This is a genomic window from Marinicauda sp. Alg238-R41, from assembly GCF_947331485.1.
GTDB classification, from domain to species: Bacteria; Pseudomonadota; Alphaproteobacteria; order Caulobacterales; family Maricaulaceae; genus Marinicauda; species Marinicauda pacifica.
Map to the genome: position 1 here is coordinate 1,150,991 of NZ_CAMZOJ010000001.1, position 24,517 is coordinate 1,175,507.

Here is a 24,517-nt window from a genome sequence, read left to right on the forward strand (position 1 = left end):
ACCATCGTCGACACTCCCTCTTCTGTGTCTCGAGCCCGTTATGGTAAATGCAACATTAATGTAAGATGAACAAGTTCAGTGAACACCAACTTCTATCAATTTTTCAGTAAATTGGCGGTTGGCGGCGAGCGGGAGGGGTGCCGTCACAGCCGATGTTATCCACATCAGATGCCCTATGAATATAACAAAATTATGACGGTTCGGGTGTGTAGTCACTGACAGAATCAACGGTCATGGAATACGCGGTTTCGGCCAGCTCGGTTGCGCGGCGGTCGATCTGCAGAACGCCCTCGACCCAGACCGGATCCCACAATGCGTCGAACGCGACCGGCTCGATCGATGTCACATAGACGATCTGGTTCGGTGGAGGCGCCGGGTAGTGCACGCATGCGCCGTGATAGGGGAGCAGCAGGAAAGCGTTCGCCTGTCCGCGCTGCGTCACGTCGAGAGGCAGCAGGAAGCCGGGCATGCGTACGCGCCGGCCGTCCAGCCGCTCCACCGTGCGAAAGCTGCCGGTCTGGTAGTCGCGCGAGGACGAGGAATATTCCGCCAGGTCCTCGGCGGAGCCGGCGCCGGACCGCATTGCATCGAGCGTCGCGCGTTCGCTGGCCGGCAAGAGGTCGGGCCAGCTGATCTCCAGGGTCTCCTGCGTGGCTCCGGCCAGGTCCTGGCGCGCATCGTCCTCGGAGCAGGCGGCGACGAGACCGGCCAGCAGGGCGAGGCCAAGAGACAGGACTGTTTGAGCTAAACGCACGACGATACTCCACGAAAATTGGGGTTGTAGTAGTGTAAACGGCTTGCATACCCGGTTTTAACGAGCGCTGTGCACAATCATCCTGAAATAGCCGCGCCAAAATGCGGTTTGGAGGATGAAAATGGGGTTTTCACACGCTCGCGCCAGTGAGCGCGCTCAACAGGTCGCGACACTGACCAATGATGCGCGCCGGGGCCTTGTGGCCAGCAGTGCGCTGCGCGCCGTACCGATGAATATCATCAACGCGGTCCTGCTCAGCGTCTTCCTGTTCGGCCACGTCGACCTGACACTTCATGCCATCTGGTTCGTGACCCTGTCCGCGCTGACGCTCGGCCGCCTCGCCTGCATGTGGTCCGCGCGGCAGGCAGATCGTTTGCCCAGCGACCGGGCCATGACGGCGTATCTGCTGTTTTCCTTCGGGGTGGGCGTGGCTTGGGGCGTCGTTCCCCTCATGGTTACCTCCGATGCACCGGTCGTGGTTCATCAGGCCATCGCCCTTGTGATTGCCGGCATGGTGGCCGGAGCGGTGATGACCTCGGCGGCCAAGCAGAGCGTGGCTGTCGCCTATGCCGCGCCCGCTCTTGGCCTTTGGGCCCTGTCGCTGGCCCTGTCCGGCACGGTGTTTGGCTGGCTCCTCGTCGTGATGCTGGTCGGCTTCGGCATTGCGCTGCACGGGCTGGCGCGGGCCTATTCGAACGTGCTCGTCGAGGCGGTCCATACCAGTGCGGCCCTGGCCGAGGCGCGCGAGGAAACCGAGGCGCAGACCGAGGCCATGACCAGCCTAGCCGAACGCCACGAGGCCGCCGCGCGGACCGCCGAGGAGCAGGCGCGTTCGAACGCGGCCATTCTCGCTAATATGAGCCACGATCTGGGCACGCCTTTGAACGGCATCCTGGGCATGTCGCAGATCCTGACCGATACCGATCTGGGCGAGGAGCCCAACCGGATGGTCGGGCGTATTCGCACCAGCGCGGAAAAGCTCTCGACCCTGGTGAGCGATATCCTCGATGTGTCGCGCATTCAGGCCGGCCGGCTTGAACTCGTGCTGGACGACGTGACCCCGCGCGAACTGGGCGAGCGCGTCGAGCGCACTAGCGGTCCGCTCGCGCGCGAGAAGGGCCTGGAATTCGCCGTTGAATATGCCGGCGATGCGGACAAGGCGCTGCGCGGCGACGAGAACCGCCTGATGCAGGTCATTAGCACCTTTCTGGAAAACGCCATCCGCTTCACAGATGAGGGCGGCATCACGGTCCGTATCGAACACGACGAGCTGGAAAACGAGTCGAGCAATTTGCGTGTGAGCGTCTGCGACACTGGAAGCGGTGTGCCCGAAGGCGCGCGCGATACGCTGTTCGATGCGTTCTCGCGCGACAAGATGGACCAGTCGATCCGCGAAGCCGGGACGGGGCTGGGCCTGCACCTCGCCTCGCGCTTGGCCGAACTGATGAATGGCAGCGTCAGTTTCGAACCGCTCGAGCGCGGCTCCAGCTTCAGCGTCGAGCTGCAGCTTCGTCAGTCAAACAAGGCGGACCGATACGCTGAAAGCGAACGCCTGGACCTGACCAGCCGGCGCCTGCGCATCCTGGCTGCCGAGCGCGATACGTCTCGCCAGTCGGTTCTCCTGGGCTATCTTAAATCGTTCAACTGCACCGTCACCTGTGCGTCGAGCGGGCGGGAACTGACCGAGATCCTCAACTCTGCCGCCTACGATGCCGTCGTGGTCGGCCTGGAGCTTGATGATTGTGCGCCTGAGGACGTGATTGCCGATATTCGCGGTCTGGCCTCGACAAACTCGCTGACCCCGATCCTGCGTCTCGATGCCGAATTGTCCGAGCCGTTCACCATGGTCGGTGAAGAAGTCCATGTGCGCGCGCCTGTCGTCGCCAAGCCGCTCCTGGAAGGGCTGCGCCTCGTGCTGCAATCGGATCCAACCGCCGTGGTGAACCTGCGCCGTATCGCGTGAGGCGAGGCTCACTCGACGCCGCCGCACGTTCGCTCGAGACAGATCAGGCCTGACGCACGACGGTGCGGCGCAACGGATCCTGCTGGACTTTCATGACACGGTCGATCTCGTCGAAGAAGCTTATCTTCTCGATCGGTTTGGCGATATGGCCGTCCATGCCGGCTTCCTCGCATCGGCGTACGTCGCCGGGCATCGCATTGGCGGTCAGGGCAATGATCGGAAGCTGGACCAGCGCTCCGCCGAGCCGGCGGATGCGGCGCGTCGCCTCCAGCCCGTCCACTTGCGGCATCTGCACGTCCATCAGAACCAGGTCGTAGGCCTGAGTGCGCACTGCCTCGATGGCAGCGACTCCGTCCACCACCATGTCGCACTGCCAGCCCTGCAGCTTCAGGAAGCCGGAAACGACCTGCCGATTGATCGGATTGTCTTCGGCCAGAAGAATGCGCGGGCCGGGACCGGCCGGCTTTGGCGCGGAAACCGGCGCCTGCTTCGGCGCCGCCACGCCGCCGCTGGACAGGATGGCTTCGAACCAGAAGACCGAACCGGTATCGTCGCTGCGAAAGCCGATCGACCCGCCCATCAGTTCGACGAGACGCTTGCAGATGGTCAAACCCAGGCCCGTGCCGCCATATTTCCGCGTGATCGCACCATCGGCCTGTGTGAACGCGTCAAAGAGTGTGTCGTGCGCGCTCTCGGGCACACCGCAACCAGTGTCGCGGACCTCAACCCGCAAGGCGGTCCGGCGTGGGCCGATAGGGACGGGGCGCAGAACGGCCTCGACCGATCCGCTGTCGGTGAACTTGATCGCATTGCCGATCAGGTTGAACAGAATCTGCTTGATGCGTACCGGATCGCCCTGCAGCCGTTCGGGCTCGGCCTCTTCGAGGCGGACGTCGAAGCGGAGCTTTTTCTCTTCGGCACGCGCGTGCCAGAGCTGCAGGGTATCCTCGGCAAGAGATTGAAGATCGAGACTGGTTATCTCGAGATCCATCTTGCCAGCCTCAATCTTGGACAGGTCGAGGAGGTCGTTGAGAAGACGAAGAAGAATCTCGCCCGAGCTTTGAATGGTTCGAGCCAGGCGCAGGCGTTCGGGATCCAGCCCGCTATCGATCAGCAGCTGGGATATGCCGAGCACGCCGTTCAGCGGAGTGCGGATTTCATGGCTCATGGTGGCGAGGAATTCGGATTTGGCGTCCGCGGCGGACAGTGCCTCCAGGCGGGCCCGGCTGAGCTGATTGGCCAGTGCTGCGAGCTTGTGATTGCGGGTTTCGCTCTCCTCATGCAGCACGCGCATCAGGGCGAGCCCGGACCCTACCCCCAGATAGTGTCCGCCCTCGGTGACGACAAAGCCGTCGAACAGCGCCGAGGTCGTGTCGGTGACGATCTGGCGGCTGAGATCCTCGATCAGGCGATCGGCTTCGATCCGCAGCGGGGTGCGATTCATCAGAACAGTGATCGGGCGCCGCGCATAGAGCGCGCGCCCATGCGTGTCGGCCATCTTGAGAAAGAAGCTGTTGCGCGAGACCAGACCGACCGGGATCCCGTCCTCGACGACGGCGCAGACCAGCAAGTCCTTGTCGTCATGAAACAGGTCGTAGATTTCAGAGCCGGTCAGGGCCGGGTCTATGATGGGCGCGTCGTGGATTAGGCTGCGAACTGTCGCTGGCATCTGTGCGGGAACCTTGCTGGTAAATCTCGCACGAGAGAGAGCGCTGCCGAGCTTGCCGGTGTCTTAACAACTGCAAGGTTTCAACGAAACTTCACCGGAGTGTCACGGTCGTTCTCCGGTCTCGTCCGCAACCCAGTCGAGAAAGCCAGGCGCGGACCCGGCACGGTCGACCGGCAAGGCCACGATGCAGGGCTCGTCATAGGGGTGAAGCTCGGTCAGCCGGGTGCACGTGCGCGCCGCGCTCGCGGCCGAGGTCTTGAACAGGACGACGATTTCGCGCTCCGTCTGGACTTCGCCTTCCCAGCGATAGATCGAGGTGGACGGCCCGAGAATGTTCGCACAGGCGATCAGCTTCTCGCTCAGCAGGGTTGCGGCCGCGGCATGCGGACCGGCCTCGTCCGGCCAGGTGGTGTAGAGCAGGCGGATCGTCTCGTCGCGGGACATCGGGCCGGTGTTCCTCTATTCGAGAACGCCGCAAACCCGGTCGATGCGGGTTTCCAGACTGGCAATGGTCTGGCCCACCCCGGCAATCTCTTCGGGCGTGTATCCCTGCTGTTCGGTCATCTGCTGGATCGCTCCCGCAATGTCCGACCGGCTGGAGATGTGAGGGGCCATGCGGCCGAAGATCTCGTACTGGCGCTCGGTCATGGTGCCGGCGAACAGGCCGGCGGCACAGGCGCAGGCCTCGCGTACATTCGCGCTGGTTCGTGACGCGGCCTCTGTCTGGCAGGCATTGACCCAGGCAAGCGTCGACTGGCCGGGCGCAGGGGCTCTGGCCGGTTGAGCGGCCAGGCTGGTCACGGCCAGGGCAGAGGCGAGGAAAATCATCATGAGGGTCATCCGCGAAACGTGTGGCGCTGATGACAGGGTAGGCGGACGGCCCGGCGTCGCCAAGCCACCGGCGTCAGCCGGTCACGAACGGTCGTAGGCGTCGCGCTCGTCGCGGTCGTCCTTGCCGTCACCGGGAATGGCCAGGCGGACCGCACCTTCGGCGACATTGCCGGCTGCGCCCACGGCGGCCCCGGTCACGCCGATGGCTGTGTCGGCGGCGATGAAGGCCGTGCCGGCCACCGCGCATCCAGGCGCGGCAAGCAGGGTCAGGACGATAGTGGCAATCGAGACGACACGCATGACAGGAAACCTCCCCCGGTTATCGCCTGTGTCTTAGCCCGGCTGGCTTAATGCGCGATGAAGGGCCTGGCCTTCACGACTTCCGGCTTCGCGACTTGGGGCTTCACGATTCCGGGCTGTCGCGGCCTTCGAGCCGGACGCGGATCGTCTCTTCACTCTTGAGGTGAATGTCGCGCTGCGGGAACGGAAACTGCACGTCGTTCTCGGCAAAGCTCTTCCAGATCGCGACCAGCACGTCGGAGGAGACGTTGTTGACGCCGCCCTCGGGATCAGAAATCCAGAACCGGACCTCCAGCGTGATCTGGCTGTCGTCGAAGCTGCGCAGGAGGCAGCGCGTCGCCGGCGCCTCCAGGACGCGCGTCACGGTATTCGCCGCTTCCACGATCAGCTCCATGGCGCGCGGGACATCGGTGCCGTAGGCGACCCCGATCTCCTTTTTCACGCGCACCGCCCGGTCGGAATAGGACCAGTTGATCACCTTGGTGGTGATGAAGTCCTCGTTCGGGATGATGTGCTCCATCCCGTCGCGGGTGATGACGCTGGCAAAGCGCATACCGAGCGCGTTCACGTGGCCGTAAGTGTCCTCCAGCGTGATGACATCGCCTGGCTTGATCGAGCGGTCCATCAGCAGGATGAGGCCGGAGATCAGGTTGGCGAAGATCTTCTGCAGGCCGAAGCCGATGCCCAGACCCACCGCGCCGGAGAATATCGCGAGGGCCGCCAGGTCGACCCCGGAGATGTTCAGCCCCAGAACGACCGCCAGGGTAATCAGGCCGATCTGCACCGTCTTGGTCAGCAGAAGGCGCGCCGAAGGCGTCAGATTTGGTATTTTCGTCACGCGTGTGGAGAGCAGGCGCGAGACGCGGGTGGCCAGCCAGTAGAGGATCGCCAGAATGAAGACCGCGCGCAGAACGGTCAGGAGCGAGAGCCGCCCGCCTTCGCCGACATCCATGCCGATGCCGTTCAGGAAGGCAGAGAAGGGGCTCAGCCAGCCGACGATGTTCAACGCGGCGATGACCCAGACGATGTTCGCGATCAGCCGGGCCCAGAACGGTTCCGCAATGAACGCTGTGGCCACCCGGATGATCACCCAGGCCACAGCCAGGCTCACGGCCAGGTTCAACAGGAAGACGCTGCCTCCAGCCTGTTCGAACCCGATGCGGGCCGCCACCAGCATCATGACGATGAGCGACATGCCCGCGATCGACGCGCCGACGCGCGCCCCGGCATCGCGCAGGGGCTGGAGCTTGGGCGCGGCGAAGATGCGCTTGAACAGTCTGACCAGAAGCGGGCCGAGCACCAGTCCGAGCGCGCTGGCGAAAGCGATCGCGCCGAGTTGAAGCACGATGTCGAAGGTGAACGCCTCGGCCCTCGCCGCATCGAGCCCTTCCAGGAGGCGGGTCCGAAGCGATTGAAGCTGTTGCAGGCTGAAAGGTGAGGCGGGTTCGCTGGCCATGCGTTCAGCCTAGCCCGCGTCCCTCCGCGAAGGCAAAGCCTTCATGGACTTACCGTCCCTCGCGGCGCCAGGCGAGACCGATCAGGGCGAGCAGAACGAGCACGGCGAGCAGGCCGGGGGTCAACGGCGTGCGCCGGGCTTCTGCGACTTCATAGGCGCCGTTGCGCTGCAGGCCGGCCCAGTCCTCGCCGTGCTGCAGGCTGCCGGGCCGCGTCCGGCGCAATTGCGGAAGGTCGACGCTTTCACCGGCGCCGACTTCGAACACACCGCCTCCGCTGGCGTCCACCAGCGGGGCAAGGCCGTCGGTGTCTACCGTCAGATCCTCGTATTCGCGCGGGTTGAGCGGGCCGGCCGAGACCACGGTGGTCAGCTCCCCGGACCGCAGCCGGATCAGGCCTGTCTCCTCCACGCCGAGGCGCGCTTCGAACCGGCCTGGACCGGTTTCGGTCATCTCCGCGCTCTGTTCGGCGCCGGAAGGCCAGACGATCTCCAGCGGCGGAGCGCTGTCGGCCAGTGTGCTGCGCGTGGCGATCAGCTCTCCCGCGCTCACGCTCGCAGACAGGCGTTCCTCGTCGAGTTCGGGTTCGCCCATGAGCCAGTGCGCGACCCGGCGGAACAGCTCGTCGTGCGGGCCGCCGCCCTCGAAGCCGCGCTCCCACAGCCAGGCCTGGTCGCTCATCAGGATGGCGGTGCGGCCCTGCTCCTGGCGCGACAGGATCAGGAGCGGCTCGCCATCGGGACTTTCCAGCACGGTCTCGCCGGAAATCGGAATGGCGCCGATCCGGCGGAACCAGGGACCCCAGCTCGCCTCGCGGCCGGCCATGGGCGCGGTGACGGGATGGCGGGCGCCGGTTTCGCTGACCTGGGGGGTGAAGCGTTCTTCCGCGATCTGTCCGTTCGGACGTGCGGGCAGGACGCTGGCCAGCTGGGAGCGCGCCAGGCTGGCCGGGCCGGCGAAGGGCGGTCCGGTAGTGACCAGCAACGCGCCGCCATTCTCCACATAGCGGGCGATATTGCCGATATAGATGGGAGACAGGATCCCCCGCCGGCGGTAGCGGTCGAAGATGACCAGGTCGAACTCTTCCAGGCGTTGCTGGAACAGCTCGAAGACCGGGAAGGCGATGAGCGCCAGCTCGTCGGGCGGTGTCGCATCCTGCTTGTCCAGAGGGCGCAGGATGGTGAAGTGGACCAGGTCCACCGACGGGTCGGACTTGAGCAGATCACGCCAGGCGCGCGCTCCGTTATGCGGCTCTCCGGTGACCAGCAACACCCGCAGCCGGTCACGCACGCCCGTGACGCTGACCGCGGCGCGGTTGTTGAGAAGCGACAATTCCTCGCGACCGGGCTCGACCTCGATTTCCACGACATTGGCACCGCGATGGCGTACCTCCGCCTCGACGTTCACCGTGCGGCCTATGGCGACACGCGCAGTGATCGGATCACCGCCGTCCACGCGCAAGGTGACCTCCGCCGAGCCTTCGGCCGCAGCCGGGTCCTCGACACGCAGCGTGAAGCTCACCGGATCGCCGACCAGGCCGTAGCGAGGGGCTTCCTCGATGACGAGACGGCGGTCCCCGGCCTCCGCGCTGCCGGCCGCAAAGTGATGAAGCGGGGCTGTCAGCGACAGGGCGCCAGGGTCCTCGGGCAGGTCGTGGACCTGCCCGTCGCTGACCGCCACGATGCCGGCCAGGCGGCCGCGCGGAATGTCGGCAAGTCCCTCCGTGATCGTCTCGACCAGGCGCGTCCCGTCCTCCGCGCGACCGCCGGTGATCTCGACCAGGTCGAGCAGCGGATCGGCTTCGGCGGCGGCGCGCAGGGCTTGTGCCGTGGCTTCACCCGCTTGCCTGCGGCCAGAAATCTGCATCGATACGCTGTCATCGGTGACCAGAAGCGCGATGTCGGACAGCGGTTCGCGTTCCTCGCGCACAAGAGAAGGATTGGTCAGCACGGCCAGAACCGTCACGCCTGCGAGCAGGCGCCACGGCCAGCCGGGCAGGCGGCGCAGCGCCGCATAGGCGATGACCCCGGTCAGAAGCACGGCCAGCCCGATCAGAGCCGAGGTCCCTACGAGCGGGCTGAAGGCGAGTGTCGTTCCCGTCATCGCGTCAGTCCTGGCCCAGCCGGTCGAGAATGGCCGGAATGTGAACCTGGTCGGCCTTGTAATTGCCGGTGAGGGCGTACATCGCGAAGTTCACGCCGGTCCGGTGGGCGAGCTCGCGCTGGCGGTCGCCGCCTTCCACCGGTGCCAGCGGCTGGCCGTCCGGTCCGGTGGCCCAGGCCGAGGCCCAGTCCGCTCCGCCGATAATGACGCCGGATGTGCCATCGCGTGAGGACCCGTCCGGGTCGGCCTCAACCCAGACATTGCCGCCGCCATAGCGGCCGGGAAAGTCGTCGAGCAGGTAGAAGGTCCGGCCAAGCACGTGATCGGGCGTGATCCGGTCCAGCGGCGGGATGTCGATGGAGTCCAGAATGCGCACCAGGCCAGGATGCGGCGTCCCGCCGAGGCCGGACAGGCCGGCATCGCGCGTATCGAAAATGACCAGCCCGCCCGACTGCAGATAGGCCTCGATGCGCGCGGAGGCATTCGGGCTCAGCGCCTCCGCGTCGCGTGTCACCGGCCAGTAGATCATCGGATAGAAGAGGATGGGATCGGATTCAATCTGGATGGCGCGAGGCTCGCCCGGCTCGATCGCGGTGCGATTGAAGATCGTCTGGCCGAGACCGGTCAATCCGGCCCGGCTCATACGGTCGATCTCCGCGTTGCCCGTCTGCACGTAGCCGAAGCGCACTTCCAGTGCGCGGTCCATCGCCTCGGCATCGCTGATCGCGGCATCCTGGGCCTGGGCATCGAACGCGCCGGCGGGCAGCAGGACGACAGCCATCGCCAGAGCGCCAAGACCCGATCGAGCGGGTCTGAGACGTCCGGTCAGGGCAAGGGCAATGAGGATGTCGGTCACCAGCAGCAGAGCGGCGAGGGTGAGCAGCAGCCCGGTCAGGCGGATTTCGCCGCCCCCTTCGCGCGTTGTCACGACGGCGCCGGGCAGGTCGCGCGGCAGGCGCACCAGCTCCGTTGCATCGTCGGCGACGTTCAGGGCGGCGCTCGCCGCGCCCAGCTGCCAGAGTCCGGGCGGGGTGTGCGGACCGGGCTCGGCTTCGCTGAACGCCGCGGCCGGGATGGGATGGGTCCGCCCTTGCGGTTCGCCGAGGCGGCCCAGGCCATCGAGTGCGCGATCGATTTGCCAGGCTCCCTGGGAGGGCGCTCCCGCGGCACTGCGCCCCGCCAGCGACAGCACCCGGCGCAGCATGGCCGGGTAGAGACCAGAAAGCGGCAGATCGGACCAGGCCGGTCCGGCGGTGACATGGAAGAGCACGATCCAGCCCTCGCCGCGCCGCTCGGCGGTCACCAGCGGCGTCCCGTCTTCAAGCCGTGCCCAGACCCGGGCATCCAGCGCCGGACCGGGCTCGGCCAGGACCTGCCGGCTCACCGAGACGTCTTCGGGCAGGGTAAGCCCGGCAAACGGGCTGTCTTCGGTAAAGTGGTCGAGGCGCTGGGGATTGTCCCACGCCATCGCTCCGCCAAACAGGCGCCCGCCGGTACGCAGCGCAACCGGCAGGAGCGTATCTCCGCGCGTGGCAAGGCGCGGCCCGGCAAAGCGCAGGAGCACGCCGCCCGCCTCGACGAAGGCGTTCACACGCTCGCTGTCCTCACGCGCGGCATCGACCATCACCAGCACCGACGGCTCGGCCTCCAGCAGCGCGTCGAGCGGCGAGCGCAATACTTCCGCGTGGGGCGCCAGGGCCTCGCCGGCATAGTGAAGGTCGGACAGGAGCGGCTGGTCCTGTTCGCCGCCGGCCGGTTCGATCAGCCCGACGCGCGGACGCTGCCAGCTATCGTCGGTCAGCTGGGTCGCCCCGGCCGAGCTTTCGCCCTCCACCCGGATGAGCCGCAGGCGATTGCGCAGATCGAGCGGCACACGCGCACTGAAACTGGCCGTATCAGCGCCATCCTCGAACCGGGCCTCGCCGCGCGCCAGGGCCTGACCGGCATCGGCCACGGCGACGACCTCCACGCTGCGCGCCGGTGCGCCAGGGGGACGCACGAGTGTGACCGAGAAGCCTTCTGCATTCGCCTCGGCCGGACGCAACGCAACCGGTTCGTTGCCCGGCTCGGGAACCGATACGATCAGCGGGCCGCGCGCTGACAGTGCCTGGGACAGGGTGCGCGATCCGTCCGACTCGATGCCGTCCGATATCCACAGCGTGCGCACCCGGTCCGGCGCGCGCTCGTCGGAGAAGAGAGTCTCGACGCGTTCAGCGGCCTGCCCCCGGTGGTGGGCCCAGGCCTGAGGTTCCACGGCGGCCAGCCGGGCGAGACTCTCGCGTGCCGGAGCAAAGCGCAGCTCGCTTGCCTCCTCCGACCGGTTGGCCTGCGCGGTGAGGATGAGGGCGGCGTCCCGGCCCGACGCGCTCGCCCGTTCCAGCGCGCTGCGCGCTTCGCCCGTCATGGCGCGCCAGTTCGACGCGCTGGTCCAGCCTGAGTCCAGCACGACCAGAACCGGCAGATCCGCCCCGGCTTCGGTGTCAGGGCGCCAGACCGGCCGGGCGAGCGCGATGACCAGCAGGGCGGCGAGCACCAGACGCAGGACGATCAGCCAGAGCGGCGTGGTTTGCGGTGTCTCGGGCGTGCGCGCGATCTGGCGCAGCAGACGGATCGGGGCAAACACGACATTGCTCGGGCTGGGCGGTGTCGCGCGCAGCACCATGAAGAGCAGCGGCAATGCCAGAAGCCCCAGCAGAGCCAGGGGCGCAGCGAAGGCGAGCGGCCCGAGCGCGATCATCGATCCATCCCCGCGATCACCTGATAGAGTGCCATCACGGCGGAGGCCGCCGGGCGGTCGGTCCGGTGCGTGATCAGCGTGAAGCCGCTGCGTCGGGCCAGCCGGGCCAGCGCGTCAGCGTGCTCGCGCCACAGCGTCTGGTAGGTGTCGCGCGCCGACTGGGCGCGCCCGAACAGGAGATCGCCGTTCGAGGCCGGATCGCGAAACCGGGTCCGTCCCGAGAAGGGGAAATCCTCTTCGGCCGGGTCCACGACGCGCAGCAGGGCGCCGCCCGCGCCCGTGGCGCGCAGGCCGGCCAGACGCGCCTGCCAGGTTTCGGCCGGATCGAGAAAATCGCTGGCCAGCACGACATGGGCATGGCGGGGCAGAGCCGGCGCCTCGACAGACCGGACATCGCCCGGCCCGTCGGCCAGCGCCTGCGCGGTACGCTCCAGGCCCCGGCGGCCGCCGCGTGCCGGGCCGGTCTCGCCGAGCGCGGCAATCCGCTCGCCGCCACGTGAGAGCAGCGAAGCGAGCGCGATCAGGCAGACTGCCGCGCGGTCGCGCTTGACGGGCAGGGACGGGCTCGACAGGGCCATGCCCGCATCGCCATCGCGCCACAGAAAGACGCCGTTGGCGGCTTCCCATTCGGTTTCGCGTACGAAAAGCTGGTCGCCGCGCGCCGAGCGGCGCCAGTCGACCCGGGTTGCGCCATCCTCGCGGCGATGGGGCCGGTACTCCCAGAAGCTTTCGCCCATTCCCGGACGGCGCCGTCCGTGAGTGCCGTGCATGACGCTCGCAGCGATACGCTCCGCCTCTGCGAGCAAGGCCGGGAAGCGCGCGGCTTCACCCTCCGCCTCGCGGCGCAGGCGACCGGTGCGGGGCGCGCGGGTCTCGGCCATTGCGATCAGGCGGCCTCCGCGGCGAGGCGTGCGATGAGGGTGTCCAGCTGGAGCCCGTCGGCCCGCGCGGCGAAGCTCAGCGCCATGCGGTGTTTGAGCACCGGCCCGGCCAGCGCCGCGACATCGGCGGTAGACGGGGCAAGGCGTCCCTGCAGCAGGGCGCGGGCGCGCACGGCCAGCATGAGGGCCTGACCGGCACGCGGGCCGGGCCCCCAGGATACGCCCTCGCGCACTTCGGCATCGGGCGATGTGTCCGGACGGGCGCGTTCGAGCAGCGTCAGAATCGCCTCCAGCGTCTCCTCGCCGACCGGCATGGCGCGCACGAGACCCTGCAGATCCAGAATTTCCTGACCGGTGAGGACGGTATGGGCTTCGCCCTCGTCGGTCCCGGTCGTGGCCAGCAGTATGGCGCGCTCGTCCTCGCGGCGCGGATACGGCACGTCGATCTGCATCAGGAAGCGGTCGAGCTGGGCTTCGGGCAAGGGATAGGTGCCCTCCTGCTCGATCGGGTTCTGGGTCGCGAGCACGTGGAAGGGCCGGGGCAGGTCATGGCGTTCCCCGGCTATCGTCACATGGCCTTCCTGCATGGCCTGCAGCAAGGCGGCCTGGGTGCGCGGGCTCGCCCGGTTGATCTCGTCGGCCATGAGCAGGCGGCAGAAGACCGGGCCCGGCAGGAAGCGGAAGGAGCGGCGTCCGTCTTCGCCCTCTTCGAGCACTTCGGAGCCGAGAATGTCGGCGGGCATCAGGTCGGGCGTGAACTGGATCCGCTTGTCGTCCAGCCCCGTGACAGTGGCGAGGGTATGAACCAGACGGGTCTTGGCCACGCCGGGCGCACCGACCAGCAGGCCGTGCCCGCCGGACAGGATCACGGCCAGCGCCTGCTCGACCACCTCGTTCAGGCCGATAATGGCCTTGGCCACGGAGGCTTTGGCTTCGGCCAGGCGGTCTGCGGCGCGGTCGGCGCGCTCTGCGAACGCATGGGCGTCTTCCTTCGAGACGGTCATCGCCTTATGTCCTTGAATGATGAACCGGAGAGAAGCCGAGCATGGCGGGAGCCAGGAAAGGTGTCCATGGTTACGCACCCATCTGACGGAGATGTAATGCAGTCGCTGATCGAAGCGGCGGGTGAAAGCGGGCAGGGTCTGCCGCCCGTGGAGAAATGGGAGCCGGACAATTGCGGCGAGATGGATCTCGTCATCCGCCGCGACGGGAGCTGGTGGCATGAAGGCACGCGGATCACGCGAGAGCGTCTGGTCCGCCTTTTTTCGCGCGTTCTTCGAAAGGACGATGACGGCAAGACCTATCTCGTCACCCCGGTGGAGAAGATCGAGATCCAGGTCGAGGCCGCGCCCTTCGTCGCGATTCGCCTCGATGTCGAGGGCGAGGGCCGGGACCAGAAGATCGCTTTCCTGACGAATCTGGACGACGCCGTCATTGCCGGCCGGGATCACCCGTTGCGCATCGAGACCAGCGATGATGGCGAGCCTGAGCCGTATGTGCATGTGCGCGGAAATCTCGACGCGCTTATCAACCGGGCGACCTTCTACGATCTGGCGGAACTGACCGTCGAGGGCGAGGACGAGGCCGGCAAGCCGGTCATGGGTGTCTGGAGCGCGGGCGTGTTCTTTCCGCTTGGCCCGAAAGCGTGAGGGCGCGGCCTCCCTTCAGCCCGGAGCGAGCCGTCGCCTGCCTTAAAGAGGTGCTCGACCCGGTCGATGCGCGCAAGGTCAAGCCGCGCCATGGCGACGGTATGCTGGAAGAGGGCGGTCTGCCTGCGGCGCGTAACCTGAAACCGGCCGCCGTCCTGGCCCCGCTCGTGCGCAGAGGCAACACGCTGACCGTGCTATTCACTCGGCGCGCCGATCACCTCCAGGCTCATGCCGGCCAGATCAGTTTTCCCGGCGGACGCCAGAATGTGGGGCGCGAAAGCTTGGCCGAGTGCGCCTTGCGCGAAACCCATGAGGAAATCGGCGTGCGCCCCGATGAGGTCGAGCTCCTGGGCCGGTTCGACAGCTATCAGACGGTGACGGGCTACCATATCACGCCGTTCGTCGGCCTCTTGAAGCCGGGTTTCGAAATTACGGCCGATCCCGGAGAGGTGGCCGAAGTCTTCGAGACGCCGTTCGATTTCCTCATGGATGCCCATAATCACCGGCTCGAGGAGGTGGAGTTTCGCGGCCGGCTTCGACGTTATTACGCGATGCCCTACAAGGGGCGTTATATCTGGGGCGCAACGGCGGGAATGCTCAAGATTCTCGGCGAGCGTCTGGCGACTGCCAAAGGAGCGGGCTGATGATCCGTATCATGGTTTTGGCGGCGATCCTGTTCGTCGCACCGCTCGTTATCTATTCGCTGGTCCAGCGCTATCGGCTTTCGGTCGAGAAGCCTCTGGCTCAGAGAGACGCGCCGGTTATCGCGCTCGGCGCGGCCGGCGGCATGATGGCGCTGATCGCCATCGCCACCTTCGCACTCCTCAGCGGTGATGAGCGGGGGGAGGAGGGCTACAGCCCGCCGCAATTCCATCTCGATTCCGAGGGCCGGGTCGTGCGCGACGAGGCGGACGGGTAGAGCCGGCGATGCGTCTCGACCCGAACGATCACGCCTGGATGCGCCGCGCCGAGACCCGCCGCGTGATGGCGGCGCTCAATCCGGCCGGTCAGGACCTGTCGCGCTATGTGGGCGGGTGCGTGCGCAACGCCGTCTCCGGTCATCCGGTCCAGGATGTGGACATCGCGACCCGGCTTACCCCCGACGAGGTGATGCGTCTGAGCGCGGACGCCGGACTGAAGCCGGTTCCCACCGGTATCGAGCACGGGACGGTCACGGTGGTATCGGGCGGCATGCCCCATGAGGTGACGACGCTGCGAAAGGATGTCGCGACCGATGGCCGCCGCGCCGTCGTGGCGTTTTCCCAGGACTGGGCCGAGGACGCGGCCCGGCGCGATTTCCGCCTTAATGCGATCTACGCGAGGCCCGAGGGCGCGGTGTTCGATCCTTTTGACGGCGCCGCCGACGCGCGTGCGGGACGGATCGTCTTCATCGGCGATGCCTCGGCGCGGATCGCCGAGGATTATCTTCGAATCCTGCGTTTCTACCGATTCAATGCCTGGTACGGGGCCGGCGCGCCGGACCCGGAGGGTCATCGCGCCTGCGTTGCCGGGCGGGCCGGTCTGGCCTCGCTGTCAGCCGAGCGTGTGTGGGCCGAATTGAAGCGATTACTGGCCGCTCCGGCCCCGGTTCCGGCCCTCGAGGCGATGCAGGAGGGTCACATTCTTGATGAAGTCTTACCCGGCGCGCTCGACTTTAGGGTCCTGTTCAGCATAATTATTAACGATAGGGAGAAGATCCGCGATGCCGATGCGCTCCTGCGTATCGTCGCGCTGGCCGGGGCTGAGGGTGAACGCGTGAGCGCGCTGTCGAGTGCATTGAAGGTATCCAGGGCCGAGCGCGCGCGCATGATCGCGGCGTGCCGGACCCCGCGCCTTGTGCCGGGCCGCGCGCCGGACGAGCGGGCCCGTGCGCTCTACAAGCGCGGCGGCCAGGCAGTCGCCGATCAGTTGCGTCTCGCCGAGGCGCGCGGCGAGGGCGAAGACCATGCGCTTGAGGCCGAGCTGACCGAGGCCTTGTCCTACGAACGCCCCGAATTTCCTCTGACGGGCCGCGATCTGATCGCGGCCGGGTTTGCGCCTGGGCCCGACCTCGGAGACCGGCTCGATGCGGCGCGCAAGGCCTGGATCGACTCCGGCTTCACGCTTGGCCGGCAGGCGCTGCTCGATCAGGTCGTGAGCAAGGCGTCCGGCGGGGAGCGCGACACGTGACCGGCAAGGCGAAACTCGACCCGGGGGTCGTGTTCAAGCGCACGATCGCGCAGATGCGCGCCTTCGGCTATGTCGACCGCGGCTGGATCAAGACCGCCTATGGCGCCTTTCTCGACCGTCAGGAGAAGAAAAAGGACGAGGCTCGGAAGAAGACCGGGTTCTGGAGTGCGCTCGGCCATGTCCTGGCCTCTTTCGTGCCGGGCCGGGCAGGCCATGACCGTCTTCCGTCCGAACGCCTCATGCGCGGTCATGAACCGGCCTCCTGGCATCTTCTGCAGGCGGTCCTCGACCATGTGCCCGAACGCGGCAAGCGCAGCCATGGCGGACGAATCTCGCGCCGGGCCAAGCCGCTCGAAAGTGTGATCGCGGATGCAGACAAGGACGATCTGAAACTTGTTGCCAAATTCCTGCGGGCCTCCGGGCTGGAGGAAACCGGATTTCCGGTCCGCCTCATCGGGGAAGACAATGAGCGTCCAAAGCCCGGTCCGCGCGCCGGGGCCGAGACCGTGTCCAATATTACAGCCAAGCGCGGCGCGGCGCTCAGCGCTCTGACTGGCGGCCTGCTCTACCGGTTCGCCTATGATTATGACGGCCAGCTCAACTGGGACGACACACAGAAGATTTTCCGCGCCGAGGGCATTTACCGCGTCTATGTCTGCCCGCCCGAGCAGGCCTATGTCGAACAGCGCCTCATCCTGGTGCGTCTGGAAGACGGCGGCGCGATCGTTCGCGCGGCCGAGATCCGGCAGGGCCGGGCGGGCTATTCGGTGCGCGGCGGCTATGTGATTCCGGCCAGCGGCGTGAACACGCTGATCCTGTCGTCCGATTTCTCCACCGAGACGATTGCCGAGATGGTGGAGGAGCTGCTGGGGGCCGATCAGCGTGCGCTCATCTTCCCGGACAATGCCGAGCCGGCCTCGCTCGGTTCGTCCTTCCTGCAGGAGCACCAGCTGGTCTTCTTCACGCTGCTCAATCGCGGAGGCGGAGAAGTGCGCGGCTCGGTCCTCGACGGACCGGTGCCTGCGGCCGCAGTCGGCTACCGTGTCTCGGCGGCCGAGCTTGGCGCGCTGGAGGAGACCCGGCTGGGCTTCCTGACGCTGGACGACATCGAACGCCCGCGCGACCGCATCATGATCGCGTCGGTCGGCGCGAGCCCCTCGGTCAGCATCGAGCTGGGCTGATCTCCAATTACGGCCAGCGCGCTTCGGGCGGCATGGAGGAGAGGATGCTCTTCACATTGCCCCCGGTTTCCAGCCCGAACTTGGTGCCGCGATCGTAGAGCAGGTTGAACTCGGCATAGCGGCCGCGCCGGATCAGCTGTTCCTCGCGATCGGCCTCGCTCCAGGGCGTATCCATGCGACGGCGCACGATCTGCGGGTAGATGTCCAGAAATGCCTCGCCGACATCGCGCGTGAAGGCGAAATCGGCATCGAAATCGCCGCTGTCGAGATGGTCGTAGAAAATGCCGCCGACGCCGCGCGGCTCGCCGCGGTGTTTCAGCCAGAAATACTCGTCGCACCAGGCTTTGTATTTTTCGAAATACGCCGGATCGTGTGCGTCGCAGGCCTCGCGCGCCGCGGCGTGAAACGCCTGGGCGTCTTCGAACGCCTCGTCGCGCTGGTAGTCCTGGGTGGGGTTCAGGTCCATCCCGCCGCCAAACCAGTTCAGCGTGGTGGTGATGTAGCGCGTATTCATGTGCACAGCCGGGACATGCGGATTGCGCATGTGGGCGATCAGCGAAATCCCGGTGGCGAAGAAGCGCGGATCGTGGTCGGCCCCGCGCACGCGGCTCGCAAAATCGGCGCTGAACTCGCCATAGACGGTCGAGACGTGCACGCCGACCTTCTCGAACAGGCGGCCATGCATCATGCCCATGACGCCTCCGCCCAGATCCTCGCTCCCGTCGCCGCGCGTCCACGGCGTACGTTCGAACCGTCCCGCCTCCCCGGGATAAAGATCGGGATCGGCCGCGTCCTCGAGCGCTTCGAACGCATCGCAGATGCGATCGCGCAGCGCTTCAAACCAGGTTCGTGCCTCGGAACGGCGCGCCAGCAGCGTTTCGGGATCGACAGGAGCGCTCGAGGCGCCGGAGGTGGAGGAATCGCTCATGGGCACGGGTCTTGGTCTTGCTGAAGGCCGGGTGAAGCCCGTCTTCTGACCGGTCAGGGCGGATTTGGCTAGGCCCCCGTGCAATAACAGTCGCGGCAGCAGGCTTCACGTCCCGCGGTGGGACTCGATGAGGGCTGCAAGTTCCTCGCCTACCGACAGGACGGGCTCTGTCTTGCGCGCCGTGCGGGACAGAATCAGCGCTCCTTCGATCGAGGAGAGGATGAGAAGCGCCAGCCGGCCAGCGCGCTCGGGCGCAATGCCGTCTGCTTCGAGCCTCAGCTTGAGGGCATCCTGCCAGGCGGCGAAAACGCCCTCCAAGGTATCGCTTGCTTCGCTGTCACCTGGCGCCAGCTCCAGCGCCAGCGTGGCCACCGGGCAGCCCTGACGAAAGCGCGACTCCTCCAGCCACGTAGCCAGCTGGCCGGTGAACTGAACGACGAATTGCGCACTGCTCGCACTCTCGCCCGCCATCCGCGCCATGGTGTCGGCGAAGCGGGCCCCGGCCACGCGTGCCGCTTCGTCGGCCAGATCCCGCTTTCCGTTTGGAAAGTAATGGTAGAGCGAGCCCTTGGGCGCCTTGGAGGCGCGAAGAATCTCCGTCAGCCCCGTGCCCGCATAGCCCTGCGACTGAAACAGGCGTGCGGCAGCTTCGACGATGCGCGTTCGCGCCGGCGTCTGATCGCCCGCGTCTTGCGATCGGCTTGGACGGATCATGGGCGCGCTCCTTATGCGTTCGATTCTCCTTTTCTAGACCCGGCTCATAAGTCTATATAGACCGGTCGGTCTAATCATGGAGCCTTCAATGACCTCTTCCCCTCACGCCTCGCCTGGCGATCCTGCCGTGACGCTGGACCAGTTCCGGCAGGTGATCGAGATGCAGCCCTTTACCCGATGGACCGGGCTTGAGGTTGTCAGCGTAGAGCGCGGACGGGTCGAGACGCGGCTCAGATTGCGGTACGAGGACATGACCCAGCATCATGGATTTCTGCATGGCGGTCTCGTCGGGTTCCTGGCGGACAATGCGGCCGCCTATGCAGCAGCTACCGAGATCGGCGATGTGGTTACCGCTCAGTTCTCACTCAACTTTCTGGCCCCCGGCATCGGTGACAGCTTTTACACTCGGGCTGAAGTCGTCAAAGCCGGGCGGCGCCAGGTTACGGTGCGCGTCGACGTGTTTGCCGAGACTGGCGGGGAGGCCAAGCTCATTGCGGTGGCCACCGCGATTATCCTGCCGGCCGGACGCGGGGCCATCGACATCGTGCCGCAGGAGGGGCCCTCCTCCTAAGCCCCGCCTGACACGCGCCTTGCGCAGATATTCAGGTTGAAAAAATTGAAGGCTCGCTTTAAGCCCCGCAGTCATATGTTTGGCGTGGTGGGGACTGAGTGCGTCGACACGACGCAACCCCGAACCGACCACACCAAGCTATGTCTTCATCGAAGACGTTTCGCGGTTTTCCGGCCGCCAGGGTGAAACCGGGTTGGGGAGCGAAACCGGATGTACACTGAAGAGCGAGAGGCTAGCGCGTGAGTGACGTGACCCCTTCGCCGGACGGGAGCGGCGCCCAAGAGCCGAGCCGCCGGGATTTTATCTACATTGCTGCGGGCGGCGCGGTTGCCGTAGGCGGTGCGTTCGTGCTGTGGCCGTTCATCGACCAGATGAACCCGGCTGCCGACACGCTGGCGCTGGCCTCGATCCGTACGCCCATCGCCGGCATCGCCGAAGGCGAGCAGATCACCGTCATGTGGCGCGGTGGCCCGGTCTTCATCCGCAAGCGCACCCAGTCTGATATCGAGTCGGCGCGCGCGGTGGAGCTGTCGGCACTGCCCGACCGGGATGCCCGTAACGAGAACGAGCCCGGCCTGCCGGCGACCGATGAAAACCGGTCCGCTCAGCTTGTCGCGGCCGCCGAGGGCGTGGAGATCGACGAGGCGCTGCGCACCTCGCTGATCGTCATGAAAGGCAACTGCACCCATCTGGGCTGTGTGCCGGTCGGCGACGGGGCTGGCGATTACAATGGCTGGTTCTGCCCGTGTCATGGCTCGCACTACGATGCGGCCGGCCGGATTCGCCGCGGCCCTGCCCCGGAGAACCTGCACATTCCGCCCTATACCTTCGTCTCCGCGACGACGATCCAGATCGGCTGACGGGAAGCATCATGAGCGGACACTCCACTTACGAACCGAAAACCGGGATTGAGCGCTGGCTCGACGAGCGCCTTCCCATCGTGCGTCTGGGCTATGATTCCTTCATTGGCTTCCCGACCCCGCGCAATTTGAACTACTGGTACACGTTCGGCGGCATTCTGACCGTCTGCCTGATGATCCAGATCCTGTCGGGCGTCGTTCTGGCCATGCACTACGTGGCTCACGTGGACTACGCCTTTGCCAGTGTCGAACGGATCGACCGCGACGTGAATTTCGGCTGGCTCCTGCGCTCCATTCACGCGAATGGCGCCTCGATGTTCTTCCTTGCCGTCTACATCCACATGTTCCGCGGCCTGTATTACGGCTCCTACAAGGCGCCGCGCGAAATGCTCTGGATCCTCGGCGTCGTGATCTACCTGCTGATGATGGCCGCGGCCTTCATGGGTTACGTGCTGCCGTGGGGCCAGATGTCCTACTGGGGCGCGATGGTGATCACCAACCTGTTCGGTGCGCTGCCGATTGTCGGCGGCCCGATCACCGAATGGCTGTGGGGCGGGTTCTCGGTCGGCAACGAGACGCTGAACCGCTTCTTCTCGCTGCACTATCTGATCCCGTTCCTGATTGCCGGCGTCGTGGGCCTGCACATCTGGGCGCTGCACGTGCCGGGCAATAACAACCCGACCGGCATCAGCGTGAAGACGAGCAACGATACACTGCCCTTCCACCCATACTACACGGTCAAGGACGGCTTCGCGATCCTGCTCTTCCTGATGATCTTCGCCTTCTTCGTCTTCTATGCGCCGGACGTTCTCGGCCATGCGGACAACTATATCGAGGCCAACCCGCTGGTGACGCCGGCCCACATCGTTCCGGAATGGTATCTTCTGCCCTTCTACGCGATCTTGCGGGCCGTTCCGTCCAAGCTTGGCGGCGTGATCTTGATGTTCGGCGCCATCGCGGTGCTGTTCGTCCTGCCCTGGCTGGATACGTCCAAGGTGCGCTCCATGCGCTACCGTCCGCTGGCGCGCTGGTTCTTCCTCTTCTTCGTCGTCGGCGGTCTCGGCCTTGGCTGGTGCGGCGCGAAGAACCCGGACGACATCTTCCTCGCACTCGGCTCGCATGACGGTCATGCCACCGGCATTACCTTCCTGTGGCTCGCCCGCGTGCTGACCGTGTACTACTTCGCCTACTTCCTGGTGATCCTGCCCATTCTCGGCTTCGTCGAGAAACCCAAGCCCCGCCCGGCCTCGATCGAGGACTCCGTGCTCGGCGCCAAGGCAGGTCCGCAGGATTCCGCCGCCAAGCCGGCCCCGGCCGAATAAGGAGAGAGAGGATGAATATGTTGAACCGTCTTCTCATCGCCGTGGCGGGCGCTGCCGCGCTCGCCGGCCCGGCCCTTGCGGCTGAGGAGGCTCATGCGCCCGAACCCCACACCTGGGCGTTCGAAGGTCCCTTCGGCCAGTATGACAAGCAGGCGCTGCAGCGTGGCTTCCAGGTCTATCAGCAGGTCTGCTCGGCCTGCCATGCCCTCGATTTCATGTCGTTGCGCAATCTGGGCGAGGAGGGTGGCCCCTTCTACGATCCCGAATATCCCAACCCGAACGACAACCCGATCGTGCGCGCGATTGCCGCCGAGTACATGATCACCGACGGTCCGGACGAGTTTGGCGAGATGTTCGAGCGGGCCGGGCGTCCGGCGGACGACTTCCCGCACCCCTACCCGAACGAGCGGGCTGCCTCGGCGGCCAATGGCGGCGCCATACCGCCCAACCTGTCGCTCATCGTCAAGGCCCGCAGCGGCGGGGCGGAATATATCCGCTCGCTGCTTCTGGGATACGGAGAGGAAGTGCCCGAGGACGTCAACGTGCGTCCCGGTCAGTACTACAACCCGTACTTCCCCGGCGGTGTGCTGGCCATGCCCCCCCAGCTCTTCGAAGGGCTGGTGGAGTATGCTGACGGGACCGAGGCCACGCCCGAGCAGATGGCTCACGACGTGACCGCTTTCCTGGCCTGGGCATCCGAACCGCATATGGAAGCGCGCAAGTCGATGGGCTTCATGGTGCTGATCTACCTGTTCATCGTGTGCGTGCTCGTCTGGCTCGCCTATCGTCAGGTCTGGTCGCGCGTGCAGCACTAAGCATCGCGTTGCCAACAGAAAATCGAAGCGGGCCGTCTGTTGTTCAGGCGGCCCGTTTTGTATGAAGGCTCCCATGGATACACCGCCGACACCCTGGGTCGTCCCGCCGCAGCCTCAATGGGGCGATGAAGGCGCGGATTGGGCCGCTCGCGTTGCCGAGGCCCTCGGCGAGGAGGCGTTGCGCGTCGACCATATCGGTTCGACCGCCGTACCCGGCCTGCCAGCCAAGGACGAGATCGACATCCAGGCCAGCGTCTTCCGCCTGCGCCCGAGCGAGCCCCTGGTCGAGCGCCTGACCGCGGCCGGCTTTCGCCAGCTCGGCGCGATGCACAACGAGGACGAGGTCGAGGATTATACCCCGATCGAGGAAGTGCCGGTCTGGCGCAAACTGTTGTTTCACGGCCCGGAAGGGGAGCGGCGCGTCATCGTGCACCTGCGCCGCAACGGTGCGGTCAATACGCGCCTGGCGCTGCTCCTGCGCGACTATCTGCGCGCCGACGAGCGGGTGAAAGCCGATTTCGGGCGGTTCAAGCTGGCGCTGAACGACATCATCGAGGACGAGGCGGAATACCTCGCGCTCAAGGAGCCGTTTCTCGCCATGACCTTGCGTGCGGCGGAGGGTTGGGCGGAGCTGACCCGCTGGGTCCCGAGCGCGCCGGATGCCTATTGGAGTGTCGGACAATGAGCGCGTGGAAGCTCGGTATTATCGGCGGCTCGGGCCTTTATGCGCTCGACGGGCTGGAGAATTTGCGCGAGGAACGCGTGACCACGCCCTGGGGCCAGCCGAGCGCGCCGCTCGTGCATGCCACGCTCAACGGGGTCGAGCTGGTCTTCCTCTCGCGTCATGACCTGGGCCACAAGATCCCGCCGAGCGACATCAATTACCGGGCCAATATCGATGCGCTCAAACGCGCCGGGGTCACCGATGTGCTCTCGCTGTCGGCCTGCGGATCGTTGCGCGAAGACCTGCCGCCGGGAGCCTTTATGGTGGTCGACCAGTATGTCGACCGGACGTTTGCGCGGGAGAAGAGTTTCTTCGGCACCGGGTGCGTGGCGCATGTCTCCATGGCCCGCCCGGTGTGCTCGCGCCTTTCTGCGATGGCCGGTGCGGCGGCGCGTGCAGCCGGCGTGGAGACCGTGGCCGATCGCGGAACCTATCTTGCCATGGAAGGCCCGCAATTTTCCACCAAGGCGGAGAGCCATCTCTACCGAGCCTGGGGCATGGATGTGATCGGCATGACCAACATGCCCGAGGCCAAGCTCGCGCGCGAGGCCGAGCTGCCCTACGCCTCGGTCGCCATGGTCACCGACTATGATTGCTGGCGCGACGATCTGGCCGAGGTCAACGTCACCGACGTGCTCGCAATTCTCAAATCCAACGTCGTCCGCGCCCAGGAGTTGGTGCGTCACATGACGTCGGCGATGGCGGACGTGAAACGCCAGCCGTGTCCGGACGGGATCGAGACCGTGCTGGATTTCGCCCTCATCACCGCGCCGGAGGCCCGGGACCCCGAACTTCTCGCCCGGCTTGATGCCGTGGCGGGGCGGGTTCTCTCCAACTAGCGACAGTATAAGCCGAAAATATAGTTATCCACAAAGCGCTGGCCGCACGGCTG

At 66.1% G+C, this 24,517-nt stretch carries 24 protein-coding genes; 12 read left to right on the forward strand and 12 right to left on the reverse strand.

The window, feature by feature from the left end; all coding sequences use genetic code 11:
* Positions 1 to 190 precede the first annotated feature (190 nt).
* Positions 191 to 754 carry a DUF3299 domain-containing protein gene (locus PGP17_RS05350; RefSeq protein WP_270374521.1) on the reverse strand — a complete coding sequence of 188 codons (564 nt, stop codon included), beginning with the start codon at positions 752 to 754 and terminating at the stop codon, positions 191 to 193.
* Positions 755 to 875: 121 nt separating this feature from the next.
* Between PGP17_RS05350 and PGP17_RS05355 the strand changes: the two genes are divergently transcribed.
* On the forward strand, positions 876 to 2,717 hold the full coding sequence (locus tag PGP17_RS05355) for an ATP-binding response regulator (protein ID WP_270374522.1): 1,842 nt from the start codon (positions 876 to 878) through the stop codon (positions 2,715 to 2,717).
* 43 nt (positions 2,718 to 2,760) lie between these two features.
* Here PGP17_RS05355 and PGP17_RS05360 read toward each other — a convergent pair whose 3' ends face one another.
* From PGP17_RS05360 to PGP17_RS05400, 9 genes are all read right to left on the reverse strand, one after another.
* Positions 2,761 to 4,386 carry an ATP-binding protein gene (locus tag PGP17_RS05360; protein ID WP_270374523.1) on the reverse strand — a complete coding sequence of 542 codons (1,626 nt, stop codon included), beginning with the start codon at positions 4,384 to 4,386 and terminating at the stop codon, positions 2,761 to 2,763.
* 102 nt (positions 4,387 to 4,488) lie between these two features.
* Positions 4,489 to 4,830, reverse strand: a complete 342-nt coding sequence (cutA, locus tag PGP17_RS05365) for a divalent-cation tolerance protein CutA (protein ID WP_270374524.1) — start codon at positions 4,828 to 4,830, stop codon at positions 4,489 to 4,491.
* A gap of 15 nt (positions 4,831 to 4,845) precedes the next feature.
* Complete coding sequence (locus PGP17_RS05370; RefSeq protein WP_135942947.1) at positions 4,846 to 5,217, reverse strand: hypothetical protein; 372 nt, start codon at positions 5,215 to 5,217, stop codon at positions 4,846 to 4,848.
* 81 nt (positions 5,218 to 5,298) lie between these two features.
* Entirely contained in the window at positions 5,299 to 5,517 is a 219-nt protein-coding gene (locus PGP17_RS05375; protein WP_135942948.1) for a hypothetical protein, read from the reverse strand.
* 103 nt (positions 5,518 to 5,620) lie between these two features.
* Positions 5,621 to 6,973 (reverse strand): mechanosensitive ion channel family protein, encoded by a 1,353-nt coding sequence (locus PGP17_RS05380; RefSeq protein WP_270374525.1) that lies wholly within the window; start codon positions 6,971 to 6,973, stop codon positions 5,621 to 5,623.
* 49 nt (positions 6,974 to 7,022) lie between these two features.
* On the reverse strand, positions 7,023 to 9,074 hold the full coding sequence (locus tag PGP17_RS05385) for a hypothetical protein (RefSeq protein WP_270374526.1): 2,052 nt from the start codon (positions 9,072 to 9,074) through the stop codon (positions 7,023 to 7,025).
* Between the two features lie 4 nt (positions 9,075 to 9,078).
* On the reverse strand, positions 9,079 to 11,811 hold the full coding sequence (locus PGP17_RS05390) for a DUF4159 domain-containing protein (protein ID WP_270374527.1): 2,733 nt from the start codon (positions 11,809 to 11,811) through the stop codon (positions 9,079 to 9,081).
* A complete protein-coding gene (locus PGP17_RS05395; protein ID WP_270374528.1) occupies positions 11,808 to 12,692 on the reverse strand; it encodes a DUF58 domain-containing protein in 885 nt (294 codons plus the stop codon). Before PGP17_RS05395 ends, PGP17_RS05390 begins: the two co-directional genes overlap by 4 nt.
* A gap of 5 nt (positions 12,693 to 12,697) precedes the next feature.
* Positions 12,698 to 13,696, reverse strand: a complete 999-nt coding sequence (locus PGP17_RS05400; protein ID WP_270374529.1) for an AAA family ATPase — start codon at positions 13,694 to 13,696, stop codon at positions 12,698 to 12,700.
* A gap of 96 nt (positions 13,697 to 13,792) precedes the next feature.
* Between PGP17_RS05400 and PGP17_RS05405 the strand changes: the two genes are divergently transcribed.
* Genes PGP17_RS05405 through PGP17_RS05425 form a run of 5 tightly spaced genes read left to right on the forward strand, consistent with a single transcriptional unit; the run spans position 13,793 to position 17,691 of the window.
* A complete protein-coding gene (locus PGP17_RS05405) occupies positions 13,793 to 14,341 on the forward strand; it encodes a DUF1285 domain-containing protein (RefSeq protein ID WP_270374530.1) in 549 nt (182 codons plus the stop codon).
* Complete coding sequence (locus PGP17_RS05410) at positions 14,338 to 14,985, forward strand: CoA pyrophosphatase (protein ID WP_233342040.1); 648 nt, start codon at positions 14,338 to 14,340, stop codon at positions 14,983 to 14,985. Before PGP17_RS05405 ends, PGP17_RS05410 begins: the two co-directional genes overlap by 4 nt.
* Positions 14,985 to 15,260 (forward strand): hypothetical protein, encoded by a 276-nt coding sequence (locus tag PGP17_RS05415; protein WP_270374531.1) that lies wholly within the window; start codon positions 14,985 to 14,987, stop codon positions 15,258 to 15,260. Before PGP17_RS05410 ends, PGP17_RS05415 begins: the two co-directional genes overlap by 1 nt.
* Positions 15,261 to 15,268: 8 nt before the next feature.
* A complete protein-coding gene (locus PGP17_RS05420; protein WP_270374532.1) occupies positions 15,269 to 16,510 on the forward strand; it encodes a CCA tRNA nucleotidyltransferase in 1,242 nt (413 codons plus the stop codon).
* On the forward strand, positions 16,507 to 17,691 hold the full coding sequence (locus tag PGP17_RS05425) for a hypothetical protein (protein WP_270374533.1): 1,185 nt from the start codon (positions 16,507 to 16,509) through the stop codon (positions 17,689 to 17,691). Before PGP17_RS05420 ends, PGP17_RS05425 begins: the two co-directional genes overlap by 4 nt.
* Before the next feature lie 7 nt (positions 17,692 to 17,698).
* On the opposite strand, the gene hemF is transcribed toward PGP17_RS05425, so the two are convergent.
* The gene (gene hemF / locus PGP17_RS05430) at positions 17,699 to 18,619 is read right to left on the reverse strand and encodes an oxygen-dependent coproporphyrinogen oxidase (RefSeq protein ID WP_270374534.1); all 921 of its coding nucleotides are present in this window, start codon (positions 18,617 to 18,619) and stop codon (positions 17,699 to 17,701) included.
* A gap of 105 nt (positions 18,620 to 18,724) precedes the next feature.
* Complete coding sequence (locus PGP17_RS05435; RefSeq protein WP_270374535.1) at positions 18,725 to 19,333, reverse strand: TetR/AcrR family transcriptional regulator; 609 nt, start codon at positions 19,331 to 19,333, stop codon at positions 18,725 to 18,727.
* A gap of 88 nt (positions 19,334 to 19,421) precedes the next feature.
* Between PGP17_RS05435 and PGP17_RS05440 the strand changes: the two genes are divergently transcribed.
* From PGP17_RS05440 to PGP17_RS05465, 6 genes are all read left to right on the forward strand, one after another.
* On the forward strand, positions 19,422 to 19,904 hold the full coding sequence (locus PGP17_RS05440; RefSeq protein WP_270374536.1) for a PaaI family thioesterase: 483 nt from the start codon (positions 19,422 to 19,424) through the stop codon (positions 19,902 to 19,904).
* 239 nt (positions 19,905 to 20,143) lie between these two features.
* The gene (gene petA, locus PGP17_RS05445) at positions 20,144 to 20,764 is read left to right on the forward strand and encodes a ubiquinol-cytochrome c reductase iron-sulfur subunit (protein ID WP_135942961.1); all 621 of its coding nucleotides are present in this window, start codon (positions 20,144 to 20,146) and stop codon (positions 20,762 to 20,764) included.
* Between the two features lie 11 nt (positions 20,765 to 20,775).
* The gene (locus tag PGP17_RS05450; RefSeq protein WP_270374537.1) at positions 20,776 to 22,086 is read left to right on the forward strand and encodes a cytochrome b; all 1,311 of its coding nucleotides are present in this window, start codon (positions 20,776 to 20,778) and stop codon (positions 22,084 to 22,086) included.
* Between the two features lie 11 nt (positions 22,087 to 22,097).
* Positions 22,098 to 22,901, forward strand: coding sequence for a cytochrome c1 (locus PGP17_RS05455; protein ID WP_270374538.1), 804 nt, complete (start codon positions 22,098 to 22,100; stop codon positions 22,899 to 22,901).
* A 73-nt stretch (positions 22,902 to 22,974) separates the two neighbouring features.
* On the forward strand, positions 22,975 to 23,586 hold the full coding sequence (locus PGP17_RS05460) for a GrpB family protein (RefSeq protein WP_270374539.1): 612 nt from the start codon (positions 22,975 to 22,977) through the stop codon (positions 23,584 to 23,586).
* Positions 23,583 to 24,464, forward strand: coding sequence for an S-methyl-5'-thioadenosine phosphorylase (locus PGP17_RS05465; protein WP_270374540.1), 882 nt, complete (start codon positions 23,583 to 23,585; stop codon positions 24,462 to 24,464). Before PGP17_RS05460 ends, PGP17_RS05465 begins: the two co-directional genes overlap by 4 nt.
* Positions 24,465 to 24,517 lie beyond the last annotated feature (53 nt).